2 protein-coding genes are annotated in these 1266 nt (G+C 43.5%); both read left to right on the top strand.

Annotation, left to right across the window (positions count from 1 at the left end; genetic code table 11):
• Nucleotides 1-64 precede the first annotated feature (64 nt).
• Nucleotides 65-217 (top strand): hypothetical protein, encoded by a 153-nt coding sequence (locus KDK19_RS09855; RefSeq protein ID WP_257253817.1) that lies wholly within the window; start codon nt 65-67, stop codon nt 215-217.
• A 592-nt stretch (nt 218-809) separates the two neighbouring features.
• Nucleotides 810-1266: F-box protein (locus KDK19_RS09860; RefSeq protein ID WP_257253818.1), on the top strand; the 457-nt coding region annotated here is incomplete at its 3' end.

Consider the following 1266-nt stretch of genomic DNA (forward strand, 5'->3'; position numbering starts at 1 on the left):
GATGGGCCAGGAGTGAATCCCGATGGGCCAGGAGTGAATCCCGATGGGCCAGGAGCCAATCCAAATGGGCCCAGCCAATCCTGAAAATGTAACCAGGCCTGGAGATAATGGAAACGGTGGCAACCCCCTGACTCCGGAAACGCTACGGGAACAGCGACAGAAACTAAGGTCTCAGCCTGAGCGGCCACCAGAACCACCACAATCTGATAACCCGTGACTGTGACGTTTTGCAGGCAAGAATGTCAGAAACGCATTTAGGATAAAGGGGAAGCACAGCTTCCCTGCTGTCTACTCTTTCAAAGTGTTCTCAATACAGACCTTCCAAATACCAGAGTGTGTGCTGTTTTCTGATACCCTTTCTATCTTGCAGTACTTCTGAACAAATCGAATATCCCAGGCCCTTTCCTGTTGCTTCCCGAGGTGCTCGTGTTTCCTGCATTGTTTCGCGTTAAAACAATTACAATCAAGCCTCCCGTTGGTTTTTTTTCAGAAAAGCTCTTTAAGGCCAAAAAATGGCTGATTCATCTATCAAAGATGCAGAAATCCAGCGTTTGAAAAGGTATATCTACCAGAGAAATTAGCTTCAATTTTTCTTAATTTTTGACGTGAAAAATGAAAGCTCTCACCCTCACCGATCCAGTGAGCTTTGGCTGAGTGAAGCCAAAGCCATTCTGAGTGTGCTGAAAGACAGAAGCTTTGTCCGTTGCACTTAACAACATATTTTGAACTTTTATTTTAAAACCGAGTCAAATTTGCAGTATCAATTCTGAATGTCCTTTCTAATTGAGGATTAATACGAGTAACCAAGCATGGATCGAATAAATCCAAACTCTGGCAGTACACACTCAACAACGCCTGATCAATCTATATCGAAGCAAGCGTCAACGGGTATAGGTGTCAGTGCAGGTAGAAAAATTACTGTATCTGACAAGGGTGAACTTTCACTACTCAATTTGCCTAGCCTGACACAATTGAAAATTATTGGCTGTTTGAGACTTAAAGATATTGCCCGTTTAAAACAGGTGTGTACCTACTTTCGAGAGGTTATTGAAGGAGAAGACCTTCTGGCAAAGGCGTGGTATCGCCGCTTTTCTTCTCCACACCAGTCTCTGTTAAAGACGGTCATCACAGCAAAAAGTGATGAACAACTCAGCCGTTGGGTGGGGCAGTTTACAAATGATCAAGTGTTAACCAAGTCACTTATAGAGCGCCGAAACAATGTTGATTTTCCTGCTCTGGTTTTTTTCAACAACACAGATTTAATGT

Origin of the sequence: Endozoicomonas sp. ONNA1 (assembly GCF_024606325.1) — a bacterium.
Taxonomy (GTDB): domain Bacteria; phylum Pseudomonadota; class Gammaproteobacteria; order Pseudomonadales; family Endozoicomonadaceae; genus Endozoicomonas_A.

Bases quoted from the DNA above. Each gene is read 5' to 3' on its own strand.
- KDK19_RS09855 (WP_257253817.1), top strand. From the start codon at position 65: ATGGGCCCAGCCAATCCTGAAAATGTAACCAGGCCTGGAGATAATGGA.